The organism is Pseudomonas sp. BT76 TE3572 (genome assembly GCF_050435365.1).
GTDB lineage: Bacteria > Pseudomonadota > Gammaproteobacteria > Pseudomonadales > Pseudomonadaceae > Aquipseudomonas > Aquipseudomonas fluorescens_W.
Genome location: NZ_JBNDKE010000001.1, coordinates 327,282 through 347,019, shown reverse-complemented (window position 1 = coordinate 347,019; position 19,738 = coordinate 327,282). Strand labels below are relative to the sequence as shown.

Genomic DNA, 19,738 nt, shown 5'->3' with positions numbered 1-19,738 from the left:
TCAAGGCTTCCTCCTTGTACAACCCACGGATAAATCCGTTTAAAGACCTGCGCGCTGCTCCAGCGCCCTGAAAGCCACCAATGGGTTTTCAAACCGCCCACGCACCGCGCTCAATCGACTCCATACTTCGTCTGAAACATCTGCCTCTTCCAAGAGTCGCCAGACCCGTGCCTGAAGCGACTGATAACTGACCTGAAAGTCGGCGGTCAGACTCAGCCTGTCTATTGCGCTTAGAAACCGCGTACCCGAGGGGTTGCCTGCCAGCCGCTGCCAAAGGGTTTGTCGGGACTGTTGCAGCGGTTCGTCGCAATCTCGTAGCCACACAGTCGGCTGTCCATAGTCAGCGCCTGGCGCGCTCAGCCATAAATTGATTCCCGTTTGCTCACGATGACTGATCAGTCGGTGTAGCGTGTCCTCGTCCGTCAGTGGATTACCCCACAGCAGCACACGATCCACCGAGACGGCCTGATTCATCACCGCGGGTGGAACCCGGGTAATGCGGTTATCACGCAAATCCAGTGAGATCATGTAGGGCTCATCCCTGATGCCGATCGGGCATCGGGTAATCTGAGTGTCGCTCAGGTTCAGCTGACGCAAGTCATTCATCCCGAGCAGCACGGGGGGTACGCTCAATGGGTTTTCACTCAGGTCCAGCGTGTGAAGCCTGACCAACCCGGCCAACTGCGACGCCGTCTCTTCGGTGAACACCAGGCCCGTGGCCCTAAGATTCAGCGACGTGAGATGAGTCAGGCTGAACATGGCCGTCGGCAGAACGGTCTGCGCCCTGCCCTGGGCGTCGAATTGAGTCAGCTCGGCACTCTCAAGATTCAAGGTCTGCAGATTCGGAAAACACTCGAGGAACCCATTCAAGGTTTCACGCTCGGTCACATGGAAGTGTGGCATCGACAACTCGATGATCTCGTTGAACCGGATGTTCATGGCCGGCAATCGATGATAGTCCTCGCCCGCCAGGTCGACTTTGAACCCCACAAGCTGTTCGCCTGAATAGACGCGTTGATCTTGCGATGCCCGCTTTTGCCAGAGAGCGATCAGCTCCTCAGCCAGCTCGATCCTGGTTTCACGCTCGTAGTGCATGGCGTTCTGAACCATGTCAGCGTTATGTTCTTCAATCTGCTCATCAGTCAGCCCCTGTGCCTCGTTGTCAGCTTCGTTCAGGAAGGGAATGTCCATGTCCTGAATGTCTTCCGTCACCTGATCGATCCAGCTACTCAAGTCGATGTGGAGTTGTTGAAATTGTTGTCTCAACTGATCGATGTGTGCCTGAGCGCCGCCGCCCGCACGCTGTAGCAGTTCATCGGCCTCAGCATTCGAGAAGTCCGGATAAAGCTCCTTGAGCTGCAACCTCATTATCTCGTGCGTCAACCCTTCGCCCTGTGGCGCACCGGGGAAGCCGCCGCGTAGCCCTTGCGCCTCGAAGGGCAGACCGGAATCCATCCTGTCCAGACCGAGCACGAGTTCGGAGCGAGGCATTGCCCGGTCGCCGACTTTCAGCTGCAACTCGCGGGCCGGATCAAGCGATGAAAGTTGCAGCGCCTCACGTTCGTCCCCGGACAGGATTTCAAGGACCGCTTCATAAAAGTCCGTTGGCACATCGCGACTCTGGTAACGGTTTCCCACCTTTATCAGCCGTCGAACACTGGCGGCGTCAAACGCACCGCTACGGTCCAGAACCCGGCCTGCGAGGGAACTGTCGTGCACCTCAATTCGAAGGCTTTTTGGCCATCCGGGGAGATTTTTGAGGGAATGCAGGGCCAGTATGTCCGACTCCGGGCTAACCACCGACCGAAGGTACAAGCCTTCATAGGCACGATTGAGCCGCACATGTTGTTGATACTGGCGGGCCTTGCTGTCGAGACGGTTGAACACTTGCCGGACCTGAACCGGGTCGGGTGGACTCTGGATGTCCACGCCATAGCGGTCGAGCATCTGCTCAATGGCGCTTTTGGGGAGGCCTGGGTATTGGCGCTGAAACAGCCGGCCCCATTCATGTTCCGAGTGCTGAAGCGCTTCGTAACGGCTGTTGAACAGTACGACTCGCTCGCCCTGCGACACGGTGGCTTGCCCGAGCTCCTGATCAATCCTGAAGCGGCTGATGGTATCGGCCAGCAAAGGTGTCGGCGGGCGCCTGGCCTGCATCAGTCGCAGCATGTCGTCATCGACTGCACTGACCTTGCCGATTTGCGCCAGCACTTCATCGCTGAAAGACGCCACCGACGGGCCGATTCCGCGGATAAGCTCCACGCGACTCGGCAGCGCCAGGTTCGGTGGTCCGGAAGTCGGGGCAACAATCTGATCCGGTGCCGGACTGGCAACCTCCTCCCCCGGTGCTGCGCCAGGTTCACGCACTCTTTCGGCAATGACGCGGGCCTCGGCAGTTTCACTCCTGAGGGCCGCCCCTGCGCCTGCCAGCGGCAGCGCATTGAGCAAGCCAAACACCGTGCGCGTCACACCCGCCGATCGATCACTTGAGCTTTCACCGTTGACGGCCTGATCAAGGCCATACCCGGCGTCGATGATGCCTGCCAGCACCAGTAACCCTTCACCACCGGGCACAAACAACGCCAAAGGCCCAAATCGATTGATCCACTGCACGACCGGTTCAACGACCGCACTCAAGTTATCCCGGTTGACCTGCGCATCGTCACGAATGGTTTTGACACTGGCCCGGGAGGCTTCTTTCATGCTCAGTACCAGCTGGGCAAACAGATCGGTGCCTGATGGCGATTCATCGAAACCGATGTATCGGGCTGGTTCCCATAAGCCGTCATCGTTGAAGAACCCCGCCTCTTTGGTCAGCCGGTGTTCCTTCGGATAGACCGCCATGCCTTCCAGCGCCGTCAATACACCGGCATGGAAAGTACCGTCCTTGCGATCATCCTCGGAAAAATGGGCGGCCAAGGCCCGTTTCGTATCGTCATCCCTACCCTGATTCACAACCCATTGGTGCAATTGCCCGGAATCGTCAAATGCGTGCAGAGGCGAAGAATTACCAGGGATGTACACCACAATCCTGCCGCCAGGATCACGGTAGCCCCAGATATCTTGCGCGGTGTAGCGATAGAGCTTCAAACGCCCCATCTTGAGCATCGCGGGCCCCCTGGTGGGCACCTGCAATTGTTCGATCGTCAGCGTTGACCATGCCTGATCCGCCGGCAACCCTGCCGCCTGCATGGCCAGTTCGAACCCCTTTGGGGTCAGACTGTTCTCGTACCGCTGCAGAAAAGCAGCCATGACGAAGGCGGATTTGACCGAGGTTTTCAGTGCGTGGGGGCTGGGTGCGACGATCACTTCGTCCGATGGCCAGGTTTGATCGAGGTAAGCCTGATATCGGTCCTGGAGGTCCAGTTCCCAGACCCACTTCTTGAAGTCAGCGGGCCTCACGGCGATCTGGGTCAGCGGTCCGTAGCGCTGCGGAACGGTTCGGCGATAAATTCCTTCGTAGGTGTAGTGAAAGTCGTTACCGGGGTCGGCCAACTCATCGGCGCGTCCCGTAACAACGATGGACGGCCCGACATCGGGTGGCGTGTACAAGCCAAACGCGGTTTCGCCGAAGCGCCCGTCACCCACAGTTTGATAGTTGGAAATCAGCACCTGTACCAGGGACATGGCACTCGCCACCCGCCCCTGATGGATGCCGTTCTGCGCAGAACGCCCGGCGTAGTCGTAATCGAGTGTCACCAGCTGTGCGGTTGTCGGGGCTATTTCATGCCCCCACTTTTCTTTGATCAGGTGTTCGCCAAATTGGCCGGGAGTCTGCGGCAGCGCAGCATCCACGACGGACTTCAGCGCCTCGCGCATGCCGGGCAAGGTCGGTGCATTGTCGTCTTTATGAGGGTGGTCAGGCATGGTGCATTCCATTGCAAGCATTTCAGGAACACCACCCTAACTGACCACGGATCAACCGGAAGCGGGAACGATCGACAATGACCTCAGGAAAATTCGCAATCGCCGGAAGGAAAACGTTTGGGCTTAAAACCCGCAAAAAAAAATGAAACCGGGGAAGTATCCACGGTTTCATTTTTGAACGACGATGCTTTTTGAGTATTACCAGAAGCGTTGCTGGGTCAACCGGCTCCACCAGCTCAGCAGCACACGATCGACTGAGCCGCTGGCCGCCATGCCGATGCGTTCCTGCAGACTTTTACGTTCGGCGTAGTGCAAGTGGTACAACTCGGACTTCTTCGCACGTTCGGCGAGGTATTCATCGCTGGTTTTCAGCTCGTCCACCAGTTGCTTGTCCAGCGCCGCGACGCCGAGCCAGATTTCACCGGTGGCCACTTCATCGATGGCCAGTTGCGGGCGATAGCGGGAAACGAAGTTCTTGAACAACTGGTGAGTGACGTCCAGGTCTTCCTGGAACTTCTCGCGGCCCTTCTCGGTGTTTTCGCCAAACACCGTCAGGGTGCGCTTGTACTCGCCCGCGGTCAGCACTTCGAAGTCGATGTCGTGCTTTTTCAGCAGGCGGTTGACGTTAGGCAACTGGGCCACGACGCCGATCGAGCCGAGAATCGCGAACGGCGCACTGATGATCTTCTCGCCGATGCACGCCATCATGTAGCCGCCGCTGGCCGCGACCTTGTCGATGCACACGGTCAACGGCACACCGGCATCACGGATACGCGCCAGTTGCGAGGACGCCAGGCCGTAGCTGTGAACCATGCCGCCGCCGCTTTCCAGACGCAGCACCACTTCATCCTTGGGCGTGGCGAGGGTCAGCAGCGCGGTGATTTCATGGCGCAGGCTTTCGGTGGCCGACGCCTTGATGTCGCCGTCGAAATCCAGCACGAACACCCGAGATTTGGCTATCTCGGGTTTTTTCTTTTGCTTTTTCTCGGTTTTAGCTTCGACCTTGCGCAAGGCCTTGAGCTGGTCCTTGTCGAGCAGGGTTTGCTCCAGGCGTTCGCGCAGCCCTTTGTAGAAATCGTTGAGTTTGCTGACTTGCAACTGGCCGACCGACTTGCGTCGACCTTTGCTGCGCAACGCCGCGAAACTGGCCAGGACCACCAGAATGGCGATCACCAGTGTCACGGTCTTAGCCAGAAAAACGGCGTACTCGGCAAAAAACTCCACAGGGACTCCTTTAATACGATGCGCTGCAAAAACGCGCGCGGGATACCTCCAGCATACCCATGCGCCGCCCCGGCGGCCAGCCGTGTAACCTCTGGCAACAGCCCTGTAACGGGCATTTCAAACAAGCGTATGTTTTTTCATTGACAGCTCACCTTCATCCTCATAACCTCGCCGAACCTTCAACGTACCGGGATGACGCGGACGTGGGCAGTATCTATTTGATTCGACATGGCCAGGCCTCCTTTGGTGCAGACGACTATGACGTCCTGTCGCCGACCGGTATTCGCCAGGCAGAAGTCCTCGGCCAGCACCTCGCTGAGCTGGGTATCAGCTTCGATCGCTGCCTCTCGGGCGATCTGCGCCGCCAGCAACACACGGCCAACAGCGCTCTGGAACAGTTCGCTGCGGCAGGCCTGCCGGTTCCCGCGCTGGAAATCGATTCTGCTTTCAATGAGTTCGACGCCGACGCGGTGATCCGCGCGCTGCTGCCGGCCATGCTACCTGACGAACCCGAAGCGCTGCACATCCTGCGTAACGCCGCGCAAAACCGCGGTGAGTTCCAGCGCATCTTCGCCCTGATTATCGAACGCTGGCTCGCCGGCACCTATGACACACCGGGGCTGGAAAGCTGGCTGGGGTTTGTCGAACGGGTGCAGGCCGGTCTGCAGCGAATCCTCGAAAGCGCCGACAACACCCAGAAAATCGCCGTGTTCACCTCCGGCGGTACCATCACGGCCCTGCTCCACCTCATTACGCAAATGCCGGCAAAGCAGGCGTTTGAACTGAACTGGCAAATCGTCAACACCTCGCTCAACCTGCTGAAGTTTCGCGGTCGCGAGGTGGCTCTGTCTTCTTTCAACAGTCATGCGCACCTGCAGCTGTTGAAGACCCCGGAACTCATCACGTTTCGCTGAGTCCGGACTAGTGTGACCCTGGCTGTATTCACCCAGCTCTTATTACCCAAGAAAGGATCGAACCATGACCTCCGTAGCTGATGCCGTACAAGCAATGAAAGCCAAGTTCAACCCAGCCGCTGCTGCCGGTCTGGACCTGGTATTCGGTTTCCGCATCGACGACACCAAGAACTTCTCGCTGATCGTCAAAGACAGCACCTGCGAGCTCCAGGAAGGCGAAAACCCGGACGCCCAGGTGACTCTGGTCATGGACGGCGAAACCCTGGAAGGCATCGTCAGCGGCGAAACTGACGGCATGCAAGCCTTCATGGGCGGCAAACTGCGCGCCGAAGGCGACATGATGCTGGCCATGAAACTGTCCGAGCTGTTCCCGGCCTAAGCGCGCCGCTCCCGACCTTCGGGAGCACGCCTGGCTGCAAACGAATCCCGCCCCTCGTGGCGGGATTCGTCGTTTTTCGCCATCGGAAAACGGCTACCTGTGGATTTGCCGTCTATATTCCTTCTGGCCGCATGCGTCAGACATCGGCTGTTTGCCCTCGCTTTTTTATGAAGAACCTTGCGCGGAGCACTGCCCATGAGCCCACCTGACGACCACGACGGATTTAACCGCCGACGTGTACTGCAAGGCCTTTCGGCAGGCGCCGTCGGTGCCTGGATCAGCCCGCTACTCGCAGGGAGTAAAACCATGCCCGACGCCCCCGCCGACCTCATCCTGTACAACGGACGCCTGCACACCGTCGATCGCAAAAAACCTCAAGCCAGCGCCGTCGCGATCAAGGACGGACACTTCGTGGTGGTCGGCAGCGATGCCCAGGCCATGGCCCTGCAAGGCCCCGGCACACACATTATCGACCTGCACGGCCGCACGGTGATTCCCGGTCTCAACGACTCGCACCTGCACCTGATCCGTGGTGGCCTCAACTACAACCTTGAACTGCGCTGGGAAGGCGTCCCCTCACTGGCCGATGCGTTGCGCATGCTCAAGGATCAGGCGGACCGCACGCCCACGCCGCAATGGGTGCGAGTGGTCGGTGGCTGGAACGAGTTCCAGTTCGCCGAAAAACGCCTGCCGACGATTGATGAATTGAACAAGGCCGCGCCGGATACACCGGTGTTCGTCCTGCACCTCTACGACCGTGCCCTGCTCAACCGCGCGGCATTGAAAGTGGTCGGTTATACCCGTGACACGCCGAACCCGCCGGGTGGCGAAATCCAGCGCGATGCCAATGGCGACCCGACGGGCATGCTGATCGCCCGGCCCAATGCGATGATTCTCTACTCGACCCTGGCCAAGGGGCCGAAACTGCCGCTGGAATATCAGGTCAACTCCACCCGCCAATTCATGCGCGAACTCAATCGCCTGGGTGTCACCAGCGCCATCGACGCCGGCGGCGGTTACCAGAATTATCCGGACGACTATCAAGTCATCCAGCAACTGGCCAAAGACCAGCAGCTCACGGTGCGCATTGCCTACAACCTGTTCACGCAAAAACCCAAGGAAGAGCTGACCGACTTCAAAAACTGGACCAGCACCTCCCACTACGGTCAGGGCGATGATTTTCTCCGGCACAACGGTGCCGGGGAAATGCTGGTGTTCTCGGCGGCCGACTTCGAAGACTTCCTCGAGCCCCGCCCCGACCTGCCGCAAACCATGGAGCAGGAACTGGAACCGGTGGTCCGCCATCTGGTGGAACAGCGCTGGCCGTTCCGTTTGCACGCCACGTACAACGAATCCATCAGCCGCATGCTCGACGTGTTCGAGAAGGTTAATCGCGACATTCCGTTCGACGGTTTACCGTGGTTCTTCGACCACGCGGAAACGATCACCCCGCAGAACATCGAACGGGTCAAAGCCCTCGGCGGTGGCATTGCGATCCAGGACCGCATGGCATTCCAGGGCGAATATTTCGTCGACCGTTACGGCGCCAAGGCTGCCGAAGCCACGCCGCCCATTGCTCGTATGCTGGCCGAAGGCATTCCGGTCGGCGCCGGCACCGATGCCACGCGCGTGTCCAGCTACAACCCCTGGACTTCGCTGTATTGGCTGATCAGCGGCCGCACCGTCGGTGGTCTGGCGCTGTACCCGCAAGGCTTGAGCCGCGACACCGCGCTGGAACTCTTCACCCACGGCAGTGCCTGGTTTTCCTCCGAGCAAGGCAAAAAAGGCCAGATCAAGGTCGGGCAACTGGCCGACTTGATTGCGTTGTCGGCGGACTATTTCCACATCGAGGATGAAGCGGTCAAATGGATCGAATCGGTACTGACCATCGTCGACGGCAAGATCGTCTATGGCAGCGTCGAGTTTGAAAAACTCGGGCCGCCTCCCGTCCCCGTGGTGCCTGAATGGTCGCCCGTCGCCAAAGTACCGGGCCATTGGAAACCCCTGGCGCCGCTAACGGCGCAGGTTCATCAATGCGTCGGGGCTTGTGCGGTGCATGCGCACAGCCACGAGAGAGCGAGACTGTCATCCACGCCGGTCAGTGACTTTCAAGGTTTTTGGGGGGCGTTTGGCTGTTCATGTTTCGCCTTTTAGAAAAAACGCATAAAAAAGCCGGAACTGATTTGCAGTTCCGGCAATCACCTTCGACAGTTCAATCATCAACGAGTACGGCGCTCAAAACGAACCGTTTATTTTTATACGATGATTTTCCTGTTTATTAACGAATGGCGTATTTAAGAATATAAGAATAAAGATTGTTCACTGCCAACTCCGCATCCTTCCGATCCAGATGAAGAGTACCCGCCAGAGCAGCGTGACATTCAAGCACCATCTTTTCACGACCATAACGGTGAAAGATCGCTCCATCGGCAATATCGGAAAATGCCTTGTATACCCCGAACAGGACAACACCAGACTCGTATTCAATACGCACCTGATTCATGGCCACCGGCACCGAAACACTCCCGTTGCTTATCGGCTGCGGCGTCAACTCCCCGACTTTTGTGCACTGACTGCGGCAAATCATCCTGCTTTTTTTATCGGTACCAAAGTTACGCTCATACAACGTAATTTCCGAACCAGGCACCTTGGAACAGGCTTCTTCGAAAGCAGTCAACACCGCGTTGGCATTCGCCATGCCCGCGTCTATGTCCCGAAGCGAAACGAAGCGTTCCAGCTTATTCTCCTTCACACTGTCCAGTGCCCGAACGATGGTCGACACGTGCGCAAAATCTTTTTTGCTCGCGATGACATGAACCTCATATTCATAGAGACAAGCATGCTCACCCGTTTGAAAACCAGCAAACTCATGGGTTTCAAGGCCAGCCTCCATGATAATGCTGTACTTGTCTTCAAGGGACTTCTCAAAGATCATCGCCCCCAGATCCCTGACAAACGCTTCGGTCTGCTTGTAGGCATAGACCACGCCCTGCTTCTCGATCTCGTCGTAGTGCGGATGACGGGTGCGATATTCAGGCTCGTACAGCGGGACGTAATTTGAATAGCGGGAAGTATTGAGCAGCTCATTGAGCAAATGCGTTTTACCCGCCCCCTCCACGCCAACGACCACCAGCATCTTTGGCACAGATTCGTCGTCCGCACCTGGCGTTCTGGACGCGAACAACCCTTCTTCCATTTCATGGAAAACTTTTTCTACATCCTGCTTCGTATAAGCATATTTATTCGACACGTGCTGAAATTCCTTTTCAGTTGAAATAAGTCCTTTAAATAATCCGAACTTCGACATAGCAAAAGTTATTGACAATCGCCGAAGCCATTCAAAAGACAACTCAAGCTAAAGCAATTTTGTTACACCGAACAACCGAGAAGATCTTGCAAAATATTTCAGAAAAACATCAACCGTAACTCCGGAAAACCCCCTACAGAACACGCAGCAATGGACTACCTAACACACATCATTAAGTATCGAACTCAGCGAAACTTCATCGACCTATCAACGAATACCCCTATGCTCAACGTGACAGAATCACTTCCAGTAACACCCTGCTTCTTATAAACTAATGACGTCGTTCAAACTCGAAGACCGGCCTGCGAGGTATCCGTTACCAGCCCCTGCTCTTACAATGCCTGCACCTCCGACACCGGCCGCCCCATGGACATCGATCTCGCCCGCACCTTTCTGGAAATCGTCCGCCACGGCAGCCTTGCCGCAGCCGCCGAAAAACTCCACGTTACCCAGACCGCAATCACCGCGCGCGTGCAGAAACTCGAGAGTCAGCTGGGCAGCACCCTGTTCGTGCGCAACCGCGCCGGTGCGCGCCTGACACCTAACGGTGAAGCCTTCGTGGTCTACGCCAATCAACTGGTCGAAACCTGGGAAGCGGCGCGACGGGACTTGCCGTTGCCCGAGGGTTACCGCGACGTATTGCACATCGGTGGCGAGGTCAGTTTGTGCAACCCGCTGATGCTCAGTTGGGCCGGCGCGCTGCGCGAGAAGATCCCCAGCCACGCCCTGCGCATGGAAATCCGTGACGGTGAAAACCTGCTGCGCCAACTGGAACTCGGGGTTCTGGATGCCGCGCTGGTTTACCAGCCCGAGTATTGGCCGCGTCTGCAAGTCGAACAGGTGCTGGAAGAAAAACTGGTCCTTATCCGCCTGGCCGCAAGACCCGATCCCTACGTGTACATCGACTGGGGCCCGGACTTCCGGCGTCAGCACGATGCGGCCCTGCCGGAAAAAGCCAAAGCCGCGCTGAGCTTCAACCTCGGCCCACTGGGTTTGCAGTACATTCTGGAAAACGGCGGCAGCGGCTACTTCCGCACCCGGGTGGTCCAGAGCTATCTGGAAAGCGGTGTGCTGGAACAAGTGCCCAAAGCCCCCGAATTCAGCTACCCGACCTATCTGGTTTACTCCCGCGACCGCGACTCCGCGACCTTGCAACGCGCCTTCGACCTGCTGCGCGAAGTGATCAAATCCGACGATGACTGGTCGCAACGCTGGAACCCGCTGACCTGAATCCGGTTTGCACCGGAGCATGGCGGTTGCGCCCTCAAGGTTGGTCCAGCCAAAACGCCGGGATCGTCTAATCTGCTGGAGATAACAATAACTACAGGTGATTGCAGTGAGGCAGACCACCGAAGCATTCCGCGCCCGCTACCGCGCTGCTATCCATCCCCTCTACAACCCATGGCTGCACGGCGCTTTTGTGCTGCTGTTCGGGTTGCTGGCCATCGGCGCATTCTGGAGCACCGTGCACCAGGTTCAGCCACTGGAATGGCTGGCGATTCCATTGACGTTGTTGTTCTTCAACTTCGGCGTGTACATGCTCCATCGGCACTTGGGGCACCATAAAAAAAACTTCGCGCGAATGTTCTATGCACGCCATGCCGGCGACCATCACAGCTTTTTCGCCCCCGGCCACATGACCTACGACAGTGCCCGGGACTGGCGGGTGATTCTGTTTCCAGCCTGGCTGATCGTGTTGCACACGGTCGTCATCACCCTGCCCGTCTGGTGGCTGCTTGAGCAGTTCGATGCCAACGTCGCCGGGATGTTCGGCGGCTGTCTGGTCCTCGGCTACCTGACCTATGAAGTGTTCCATGCCTGCGAGCACCTGCCGCCGGAGAACCCCGTCACACGGTTGCCGTGGATCCGCCAGATGCGCCGCCTGCATGAACTGCATCACCGTCGTGAGCTGATGCAGGAACGCAATTTCAATATCGTTTTTCCGCTGATGGACTACCTGTTCGGCACCCTCTATTGGGAACCGGAACCGACTGACCTGCACCCGACGAGAACAACCATGACCCGCATGCAGCATCAGATCGATATTGCTGGAGACCCGATTGACGTGCTCGCCTACGCCAGCACCGTGACCCGTTGGCCGGAGTGGCATCCTTCGTCCCTCAAGGTCGATGGTCAGAGCGGTCCGCTGCATGCCGGGGGGCGGTTCGAGGAAGACATCAAGGCGGGCGGGCGTGAGGGACATTTGCACTGGGAGGTTAACGAATACCTGCCTGGACGCCGCTGGAGTGCCTGGGCCCATGACGATCACGGGTTGTCTTTAGTAGTGACTTACGAGTGCGAGGCTCAGGGCGCGGGCACACACTTTGTCCGTACCCTGGAGTATCGGTTCAGCGGCCTGGCGATGCGCATTGCCAATCGACTGCTGCTCAAGCGCCGCATCGATCGAGAGTCGGCAGCGTCGATCTTGGCATTGCGTGAGATGGCGCAAAAACAGTTGGCCCCGGCAGGAGTCAGCGCGTGAGTCGAACCATCAAGTTTCGCCATGTGGTGTTGCTGGTAATTGTCGCCATCGGCGCCTTCCTGCTGCTGATGCCAACCAAGGTTCAACCGGTGGCCTGGACACCGCCACCGGCGCCCTCCCTCACCAGCGGCATCTACGCCGACAATCAGCGCCTCAAAGGCGTGAAGCGCGTCGGCGTCGCTGATATCGACGGCCCGGAAGCGTTGCTGCTGGAGGAAGACGCTCTCATCACCGGTTTGCATGACGGCCGATTGATCCGTACCAGCCTCGACGGCAAGGTCACCAAGGTCCTGGCCGATACGGGCGGCAGACCCTTGGGCCTGGCACGTCATCCCAGCGGTCTGCTGGTGATTGCCGACGGGGTCAAAGGCTTGCTGTCACTGGATGCCCAGGGCCGCCTGATTCCATTGACCACGGAAGCCAACGGCGTGCCCTTCGGTTTCACCGACGACGTGGCGATCGACAAGTCCGGGCACTACGCCTATTTCAGCGATGCCTCCAGCCGTTTTGGCTACGGCAGTGACGGCGACGCGATCATCGAGCACGGCGGCGATGGCCGCTTGCTGCGTTATGACTTCCAGACCGGAAAGACCGCGGTCCTGCTGGATAAGCTGGAATTCGCCAACGGCGTGACCCTGGGACCGGACGATGCCTTTGTGTTGGTCAACGAAACGGGTGCCTATCGCATCAGTCGTTACTGGCTGAGCGGGCCAAAAGCCGGCACCCACGATCTATTCATCGACAACTTGCCAGGGTTGCCGGACAACCTCGCGTTCAATGGTCGCGACCGCTTTTGGGTGGCGCTCTATGCGCCGCGCAACGCACTGCTCGATGCCACCGCACCGCATCCCTTCGTGCGCAAGATGATCGTGCGAGCCATGACTTTCCTGCCGAAACCGGTGGAGAAGCGCGCCTTTGCGCTGGGGCTGGACCTGGACGGTAAAGTGATCGCCAACTTGCAGGACGGCAGCCGCGACAACTACTCGCCGATCACTACCGTTCGCGAATATGGGGATTGGTTGTATTTCGGGTCGTTGAAGGCGAAAAACATGGCGCGATTGCCGTTGAGTACCGCGCTGCAATAGACACCGTGGATCCATCGCCACCCTGTTCTTCGCTGGGGAACTTTTATTTACCGGGGGGGATGGGGAGTTCGGTGATGGGGCACCTCGCATGGAGCCGTAAATTCGGACTCTGAACATTCGAGGTGCCGGTATTTATCGCCGTCCCAGATTTTCAGTCACCGATCTTCGGTGACCGGACAGGGCGCGTCAGGACGGCGTCTGGAGTCGATCAACGATCTTTTGCTTAACCTCCACGCGCTTCGCCTTGAGCTTCTTCAATGCGTCATCACTGGGCGCATCCGATTGGGCAGTTTCAGCCTTGACCACCTCGGCGTCCGCCTGCGAATACTTGTTGATCAGTGAATCCAGTAACGGATCCTTGGTGCGTTTTTGCTGGATATCTTCCTTTGAGAGCTTGAGATCCTGATAAAGGTCGTGTGGCACCGGCATGGAACACCTCCGTTTGTTGATCGGAGGCAAACGCGATCAATTGCGTTCACCAACTATCAGAATGGCCTCGGTTAGCCGGTTCTGTCGACCGCCTATCAGACCAGCGGCGCCCGTTCGTCGCCATGCCGCAATCGCAATAAAACCTCTGTCCGCTCGTCGGCCGCCACACGTTAACGAGACCTGACTAGCCGCCATCGGTGTCGATGTCGGCATCGGTGTCATCCCCGGGTTTGGGCCGGTCGGGATTGGGCTTGAAACCCGGGCTGAACTCATTGTCGTTATCGGTGTGAAGTTGCTTCTGGTCGACCGCTTTGTCTGCGCTTTCCGGTTCCGCTGTTTTCGCGTTTTCCTCAAGACCACTTTCATCTTTCATAAGTACCTCGTTCATCACTGCACGTGCGCGGCTGAAACAGTCGGGCCTTGAAGATTTGAAGCCCCTCGGCAAGCAACGTTCCCTCGAACGGATCGCCGATCTACTAGAGTCCATGTGCACCAGATCAAATATACCTGCCGGAGCGAACAACTATCTGACACGGCAAATGTCACTGACTTTACGCCGGTCAATATTCGGGAACCGGCAAACACTTCCAGGGAGACAAGGCACATGGCGGCATTGCAAACCAGCACACTCGATGCGATGACAAAAAACCAGACGCAACTGTTGGCCGAATGGACCAACGGCCTTGAAGCCAGCGGTGCCGCGCGCAACCTCAAAGAGCAGGATCTGCGGCAACAGACATCGGAGTTCCTGCAACTGATCGTCTCGGGACTTGAACGAGGCAACAGCCAGAATGTTGCGGCACCGGGCTGGGACGAGATCCGCCAGTTCCTCGAAAAACTCTCCCACAGTCGCGCCCTGCTTGGCCAGGACTCGTACCAGACCGCCAGCTTCATCTTTGCGCTGAAAGGCCCGTTGTTTGCGCTCCTGCAGAATCACTACCAGGACAATCCGGCGCTGTTGGCCGAGCAACTCTGGGAAGTCTCCGAACTGCTCGATGCCCTGGGCATGCACACCATCCGCACCTTCCAGAAGTCCCGTGAAGCGGTGATCAAGCGCCAGCAGGAAGAGCTGCTGGAACTGTCGACCCCGGTGGTCAAGCTCTGGGATGGCGTGCTGGCGCTGCCGATGATTGGCACCCTCGACTCACAACGGACTCAGGTGGTGATGGAATCGCTGTTGCAGCGAATCGTCGACACCGGTTCGGAAATCGCCATTATCGACATCACCGGCGTGCCGACTGTCGATACGTTGGTGGCTCAGCACCTGCTCAAAACGGTGACCGCCATTCGCCTGATGGGCGCCGATTGCATCATCAGCGGCGTGCGTCCGCAGATCGCCCAGACCATCGTGCACCTGGGGCTGGACCTGCAAGGCGTGGTCACCAAGGCCAACCTGGCCGATGCCCTGAAACTGGCCCTGACCCGGCTGGGGTTGACTGTCAGCAAGGCGGACTGAGCCGATGGAGCGCATTCCGATTTTGCAAATGGGCGACTTCCTGCTGGTGACCATCCAGGTCGACATGCATGACCAGTTGGCCCTGACCCTTCAGGACGACCTGTCGGAGCGCATCAGCAAGACGTCGGCCCACGGCGTGCTGATCGATATCTCTGCGCTGGACATGGTCGACTCTTTCATTGGCCGGATGATCGGCACCATCTCCGGCCTGTCGAAAATCATGGATGCCCAGACCGTACTGGTCGGCATGCAACCTGCCGTTGCCATCACCCTGGTTGAGCTTGGCCTGACCCTGCCCGGCGTCAGTACTGCGCTGAATGTCGAGCGCGGCATGAAACTGCTACAGGAACGAGTACGTGAGCAATGACCGTGCGCAGCAGCGGCACTCAGCCGATTCACATCGAACAGGACGTGGTGCTGGCTCGGCAGACGGCGCGCAAGTTGGCCACCGAGTGCGGCATGCGCCTGATCGACCTGACCAAACTGGTGACGGCAGTCAGTGAGCTGGCACGCAACACCATGGTCTATGGCGGTGGTGGCGAGATGGACTGGCAAATCCTTGACGAAAACACACGTACCGGCCTGCGCCTGACCTTCCGCGACGAAGGGCCGGGCATTGCCGACGTCAAACTGGCGATGACCGACGGCTGGACCTCCGGCAACGGCTTGGGGCTGGGCCTGACCGGCGCCAAGCGGCTGGTGGAAGAGTTCGAACTCGAGACCACGCCCGGCAAAGGCACTCGCATCACGATCACCCGATGGACATGAATATGGCAGGTTCAATGACGCAAGTGCTGCCCATCGAAGACAGCAGCCAAGTCGGCCATGCGCGGCGCACGGCGCAGAAACTTGCAGAAGAACATGGCTTCGACGCCACCGATGCCGGACGTGTGGCGCTGGTGGCTACCGAGCTGGCCAGCAACATTCTCAAGCACGCCGCTCGCGGTGAACTGCACCTTCGGATCTTGCCTCGAGCGTCAGGCGCGGGGATCGAAATGCTCGCCGTGGACCGCGCCCAAGGCTTTGATTTGCACGCATGCCTGACCGACGGATTTTCCACCCGCGGCACCCAGGGCATCGGACTTGGAGCCGTGTCGCGCCAGACGGAAGTGTTCGACGTCTATGCCGACTCACGGGGTGCCGTGCTGCTGACGCGGCTGTATCCGCGCAGCGACAAGGCCCCGGACCGGCGAGTCGGCGTCAGCCAGCATTCGCTGCGCAACGATCCTGCCTGCGGTGATGTCTGGCACCTGGCATTCGATGGGACACGCATCAGCGCCTTGGTGATCGATGGCCTGGGGCATGGCGAAGAAGCCGAACGTGCCGCCCGCGCCGGCGAAAAGACTTTCGCCCTGTCGCCCTTCGCCTCACCCATGCTGTTGCTTGAGGACATTCATCAAGCCATGACCGGCACCCGCGGAGGTGCCCTGGCGATCGCGCAGTTCGACGGTGACCATCTGAAATTCGTCGGGATCGGCAACATTGGCGCCTGCCTGATCGCACCCGACAAAACCCGCGGCCTGGCCTCCCACCCCGGCATCGTCGGCGGCCAATACCGAAAGGCGCAACCCTTTGACTATGCTCAAGTGAACGGACATTTGTTGATCATGTACAGCGATGGCCTGCAGTCCCGTTGGAACCTGCAAGATTACCCCGGCCTGGTGCACCGCCATCCCGCGGTGATTGCCGCCATTCTGCACCGCGATTTCTGCCGTGGACGAGACGATGTCACGGTGTTGGTCATTGCTCTGGAGGCCGTCCATGGCTGAGTCACCCATGAGTCAGATTGACGAACAAGCGGCGCTGGTTGCGCAGTTGCAGGCCGAAGCCTGTGCCTTGCGCGAAGAACTGGATGAGACCAACCAGGGCGTTCTGGCGCTGTACGCCGAGCTCGACACCCAGGCCGAACAGTTGCGTCAGGCCTCGGACCTCAAAAGCCGTTTTCTGTCGTACATGAGCCATGAATTCCGCACGCCACTGGGCTCGATTCTGAGCATCACCAGCCTGCTGACCGATGAGCTCGACGGTCCCCTGAGCCCCGAACAGCATAAACAGGTGGCCTTCGTCAGCGTTGCCGCGCGCGAGTTGAGCGACATGGTCGACGACCTGCTGGACCTGGCGAAAATCGAAGCCGGGCGCATCACCATTTCACCCGCCTGGTTCGACATGCTCGACCTGTTCGCCGCCCTGCGCGGCATGTTTCGACCGATTGTCGACGCCAGCGCCGTGGACCTGATTTTCGAAGAACCGGTGGGCCTGCCCAAGCTGTACACCGATGACAAGAAACTCGCGCAGATCCTGCGCAACTTCATTTCCAACTCGTTGAAGTTCACCACCCGCGGGGAAGTCCGGGTCTCGGCCCGGCTGGAGGGCTGCGACCACGTGCGCTTCGCCGTCAGCGATACCGGAATAGGCATCGCCCCGCAGCTACATGACGGATTGTTCGAGGACTTCTCTCAGGTCGACTCACCGTTGCAAAAGCGCCTTCGCGGCACCGGGCTCGGACTGTCCTTGTGCAAACGCTTCGCGCAGCTGCTGGGTGGCGACGTCGGGGTTCAGAGCACGCCGGGCACAGGCTCGACCTTTTTCGTGATCATCCCTCTGGCCATCGCCTTGGAGCCCGTCGATGAAGCGTGACATCCGTTTGCTGATCGTCGACGACAACGTCGCCACGCGCTACGCCCTGCGCCGACGCCTGGAGCGCCACGGCTATGAAGTGCTCGAAGCCGGCACCGGCACCGACGGCCTGGAGCTGATCGACAGCGTGACGATCGACGCGCTGATCCTCGACGTCAATCTGCCAGACATGAGCGGCTTCGACATCGTGCGTAAATTGCGCGCCGAACCCGCCACTGCCCTGCTACCGGTGATTCACGTCTCGGCGGCCTCGATCCAGACCGGCGACATCATTACCGGCCTGGACGCGGGTGCCGATGCCTACCTGATCCACCCGATAGATCCGGATGTACTGCTCGCGACCTTGCGCACCTTGCTGCGGGTGCGTGATACCGAAAATGCCCTGCGCGAAAGCGAGGCGCGGTTTCGGGAAATCTTTGTCAATGTCTCGGCGCCCATTGCGGTGCTGGATGCCGAGTTGAAGGTGCATGAATGCAACCATGCCTTCGCGCAGCTGATTCAGAACAATCTCAACCCGGACACCTTGCGCGAGTGCTTTGCCGAGGATCAGGACATCGTCATCGAGGAACTGCGTCTGCGCCTGGCCTATGGCGAGCGTTGGAAAGGCACGCTGAACATGCGGGTCCACGGTGAGGTTCGCGAAACCGAGTGGCAGATTTCGCCGTACCGCACGCCGGAACTGAGCCTGGTGTTTGTCGAGGATGTCACTGAACACCGTCACCGCGAACGCTCGCACCTGGCCCGGCTGGACGACGCCACCACCCAGTTGGCCAAAGAAGTCGCCGAGCGAGCGCGAACCGAAGCTCAGCTGCTGCAAGTGCAGAAAATGGATGCACTGGGCAAGCTGACCGGGGGCATCGCCCACGACTTCAACAACTTGCTGACCGGCATCATCACCAGCCTGGAACTGATCCAGAAACGGATCGCCGCCTCACGCACCGACAAGGTTCAGTTCTACGCCGAAGCCGCCTTGAACTCGGCCATGAGTGCCGCGTCCCTGACCCATCGCCTGCTCGCTTTCGCGCGCCAACAGCCTCTCGATACCCGGCCCGTGGACATCAACGAACATGTGCGCTCCCTTGAAGAATTGCTGGTGCGCACGATCGGCGAGCGCATCGCGCTGAAACTCGAATTGACCACTAAACCCGCCATCGCCCTGGTCGACCCCATTCAGCTCGAAAGTGCGATGCTCAATCTGGTGATCAACGCTCGCGATGCCTTGCCCCAGGGCGGCAACATTTGGGTCAGCACCTATGCCGCCTATTCCCATGGCGACCCCAATCTGGCCGATGGTGCGTATGTCGCGTTGTCGGTGCGCGATGACGGTACCGGTATCGAACACAGCGTGATCGACAAGGTGTTCGAACCGTTTTTCACCACCAAGCCGCTGGGCCAGGGCACCGGGCTGGGGTTGTCGACCATCTACGGGTTCGCCCGGCAATCAGGTGGCGATGCGCACATCCGCAGCGTCGCCCGGCGCGGCACCGAAGTGACGATTATGCTGCCGGCCAGTTCCAGCCCTACGGCCGGCGAACTCGTACCAGCCACCGTCGATCCTCAGGGTGCCGGCGAACATGTGTTGATCGTCGAGGACACGCCGTCGGTGCTCATGTTCGTGGCCGAAGTGTTGGTGGATGCCGGTTACCGTTGCACTCAGGTGGGCGACATCGAAGGTGCCCTTGAGCGCCTGCAAAACGATGAGTCCATCGACCTGCTGCTGACAGACGTCGGACTGCCGCGCATGAGCGGCCGCGAGCTGGCCGATGTGGCACGGGGCTGGCGCGAAAAGCTGCCGATCCTGTTCATGACCGGTTATGCCGAAACCGCGATCAACCGTCAGGTGTTCCTCGGCGATCGCATGGAGATGCTGATCAAGCCGTTCCAGATCAATGAACTGCTGGCCAAGGTGCGGCGCACGCTCGACAGCGCTTAAAGATCAAAAGATCGTCCGAAGGTTC

Annotated in this window: 17 protein-coding genes; 12 read left to right on the top strand and 5 right to left on the bottom strand. The window is 58.9% G+C overall.

Annotated features, from left to right (window positions below):
- Positions 1-39 precede the first annotated feature (39 nt).
- Entirely contained in the window at positions 40-3,867 is a 3,828-nt protein-coding gene (locus ABH912_RS01645; protein WP_429509390.1) for a dermonecrotic toxin domain-containing protein, read from the bottom strand.
- Between the two features lie 198 nt (positions 3,868-4,065).
- Positions 4,066-5,091 (bottom strand): protease SohB, encoded by a 1,026-nt coding sequence (sohB, locus tag ABH912_RS01640; RefSeq protein WP_429509389.1) that lies wholly within the window; start codon positions 5,089-5,091, stop codon positions 4,066-4,068.
- A gap of 203 nt (positions 5,092-5,294) precedes the next feature.
- Between sohB and ABH912_RS01635 the strand changes: the two genes are divergently transcribed.
- From ABH912_RS01635 to ABH912_RS01625, 3 genes are all read left to right on the top strand, one after another.
- A complete protein-coding gene (locus ABH912_RS01635) occupies positions 5,295-6,005 on the top strand; it encodes a histidine phosphatase family protein (RefSeq protein ID WP_033061635.1) in 711 nt (236 codons plus the stop codon).
- Positions 6,006-6,069: 64 nt separating this feature from the next.
- Positions 6,070-6,384 carry an SCP2 sterol-binding domain-containing protein gene (locus ABH912_RS01630; RefSeq protein ID WP_008154977.1) on the top strand — a complete coding sequence of 105 codons (315 nt, stop codon included), beginning with the start codon at positions 6,070-6,072 and terminating at the stop codon, positions 6,382-6,384.
- Between the two features lie 306 nt (positions 6,385-6,690).
- Positions 6,691-8,538, top strand: a complete 1,848-nt coding sequence (locus tag ABH912_RS01625) for an amidohydrolase (protein WP_429512993.1) — start codon at positions 6,691-6,693, stop codon at positions 8,536-8,538.
- A gap of 124 nt (positions 8,539-8,662) precedes the next feature.
- Here the strand turns inward: ABH912_RS01625 and ABH912_RS01620 are convergent, their stop codons facing one another.
- Positions 8,663-9,634 carry a zeta toxin family protein gene (locus tag ABH912_RS01620; RefSeq protein WP_429509388.1) on the bottom strand — a complete coding sequence of 324 codons (972 nt, stop codon included), beginning with the start codon at positions 9,632-9,634 and terminating at the stop codon, positions 8,663-8,665.
- Positions 9,635-10,057: 423 nt separating this feature from the next.
- Here ABH912_RS01620 and ABH912_RS01615 point away from each other — a divergent pair, with 423 nt between their 5' ends.
- The 3 genes from ABH912_RS01615 to ABH912_RS01605 all read left to right on the top strand — a co-directional run bounded on the left by ABH912_RS01615 (position 10,058) and on the right by ABH912_RS01605 (position 13,258).
- Entirely contained in the window at positions 10,058-10,921 is an 864-nt protein-coding gene (locus ABH912_RS01615) for a LysR family transcriptional regulator (RefSeq protein WP_033061633.1), read from the top strand.
- Positions 10,922-11,027: 106 nt separating this feature from the next.
- Positions 11,028-12,173, top strand: coding sequence for an SRPBCC family protein (locus ABH912_RS01610; protein WP_429509387.1), 1,146 nt, complete (start codon positions 11,028-11,030; stop codon positions 12,171-12,173).
- Complete coding sequence (locus ABH912_RS01605; protein ID WP_033061631.1) at positions 12,170-13,258, top strand: SMP-30/gluconolactonase/LRE family protein; 1,089 nt, start codon at positions 12,170-12,172, stop codon at positions 13,256-13,258. The genes ABH912_RS01610 and ABH912_RS01605 overlap by 4 nt, the downstream gene beginning before the upstream one ends.
- A gap of 186 nt (positions 13,259-13,444) precedes the next feature.
- Here ABH912_RS01605 and ABH912_RS01600 read toward each other — a convergent pair whose 3' ends face one another.
- Both ABH912_RS01600 and ABH912_RS01595 read right to left on the bottom strand, forming a co-directional pair.
- Positions 13,445-13,687 (bottom strand): DUF465 domain-containing protein, encoded by a 243-nt coding sequence (locus ABH912_RS01600; protein WP_033061630.1) that lies wholly within the window; start codon positions 13,685-13,687, stop codon positions 13,445-13,447.
- Between the two features lie 184 nt (positions 13,688-13,871).
- The gene (locus ABH912_RS01595; RefSeq protein WP_033061629.1) at positions 13,872-14,060 is read right to left on the bottom strand and encodes a hypothetical protein; all 189 of its coding nucleotides are present in this window, start codon (positions 14,058-14,060) and stop codon (positions 13,872-13,874) included.
- A 231-nt stretch (positions 14,061-14,291) separates the two neighbouring features.
- On the opposite strand from ABH912_RS01595, the gene ABH912_RS01590 reads away from it, so the two are divergent.
- The 6 genes from ABH912_RS01590 to ABH912_RS01565 are packed head-to-tail and all read left to right on the top strand — an operon-like array spanning position 14,292 to position 19,713.
- Positions 14,292-15,143 (top strand): STAS domain-containing protein, encoded by an 852-nt coding sequence (locus ABH912_RS01590; protein WP_033061628.1) that lies wholly within the window; start codon positions 14,292-14,294, stop codon positions 15,141-15,143.
- Between the two features lie 4 nt (positions 15,144-15,147).
- Positions 15,148-15,510 (top strand): STAS domain-containing protein, encoded by a 363-nt coding sequence (locus ABH912_RS01585; RefSeq protein ID WP_033061627.1) that lies wholly within the window; start codon positions 15,148-15,150, stop codon positions 15,508-15,510.
- Positions 15,507-15,911 (top strand): anti-sigma regulatory factor, encoded by a 405-nt coding sequence (locus ABH912_RS01580; protein ID WP_033061626.1) that lies wholly within the window; start codon positions 15,507-15,509, stop codon positions 15,909-15,911. The genes ABH912_RS01585 and ABH912_RS01580 overlap by 4 nt, the downstream gene beginning before the upstream one ends.
- Positions 15,908-16,912: an ATP-binding protein gene (locus tag ABH912_RS01575; RefSeq protein ID WP_429512991.1), complete on the top strand. Its 1,005-nt coding sequence runs from the start codon at positions 15,908-15,910 to the stop codon at positions 16,910-16,912. Before ABH912_RS01580 ends, ABH912_RS01575 begins: the two co-directional genes overlap by 4 nt.
- Positions 16,905-17,780 carry a sensor histidine kinase gene (locus ABH912_RS01570; protein WP_033061625.1) on the top strand — a complete coding sequence of 292 codons (876 nt, stop codon included), beginning with the start codon at positions 16,905-16,907 and terminating at the stop codon, positions 17,778-17,780. Before ABH912_RS01575 ends, ABH912_RS01570 begins: the two co-directional genes overlap by 8 nt.
- Positions 17,770-19,713 (top strand): response regulator, encoded by a 1,944-nt coding sequence (locus ABH912_RS01565; protein WP_429509386.1) that lies wholly within the window; start codon positions 17,770-17,772, stop codon positions 19,711-19,713. Before ABH912_RS01570 ends, ABH912_RS01565 begins: the two co-directional genes overlap by 11 nt.
- The last annotated feature ends 25 nt before the right edge of the window (positions 19,714-19,738 follow it).

Bases quoted from the DNA above. Each gene is read 5' to 3' on its own strand.
- ABH912_RS01645 (WP_429509390.1), bottom strand. From the start codon at position 3,867: ATGCCTGACCACCCTCATAAAGACGACAATGCACCGACCTTGCCCGGC.
- ABH912_RS01630 (WP_008154977.1), top strand. From the start codon at position 6,070: ATGACCTCCGTAGCTGATGCCGTACAAGCAATGAAAGCCAAGTTCAAC.
- ABH912_RS01625 (WP_429512993.1), top strand. From the start codon at position 6,691: ATGCCCGACGCCCCCGCCGACCTCATCCTGTACAACGGACGCCTGCAC.
- ABH912_RS01615 (WP_033061633.1), top strand. From the start codon at position 10,058: ATGGACATCGATCTCGCCCGCACCTTTCTGGAAATCGTCCGCCACGGC.
- ABH912_RS01600 (WP_033061630.1), bottom strand. From the start codon at position 13,687: ATGCCGGTGCCACACGACCTTTATCAGGATCTCAAGCTCTCAAAGGAA.
- ABH912_RS01595 (WP_033061629.1), bottom strand. From the start codon at position 14,060: ATGAAAGATGAAAGTGGTCTTGAGGAAAACGCGAAAACAGCGGAACCG.
- ABH912_RS01590 (WP_033061628.1), top strand. From the start codon at position 14,292: ATGGCGGCATTGCAAACCAGCACACTCGATGCGATGACAAAAAACCAG.
- ABH912_RS01585 (WP_033061627.1), top strand. From the start codon at position 15,148: ATGGAGCGCATTCCGATTTTGCAAATGGGCGACTTCCTGCTGGTGACC.
- ABH912_RS01580 (WP_033061626.1), top strand. From the start codon at position 15,507: ATGACCGTGCGCAGCAGCGGCACTCAGCCGATTCACATCGAACAGGAC.
- ABH912_RS01575 (WP_429512991.1), top strand. From the start codon at position 15,908: ATGAATATGGCAGGTTCAATGACGCAAGTGCTGCCCATCGAAGACAGC.
- ABH912_RS01570 (WP_033061625.1), top strand. From the start codon at position 16,905: ATGGCTGAGTCACCCATGAGTCAGATTGACGAACAAGCGGCGCTGGTT.
- ABH912_RS01565 (WP_429509386.1), top strand. From the start codon at position 17,770: ATGAAGCGTGACATCCGTTTGCTGATCGTCGACGACAACGTCGCCACG.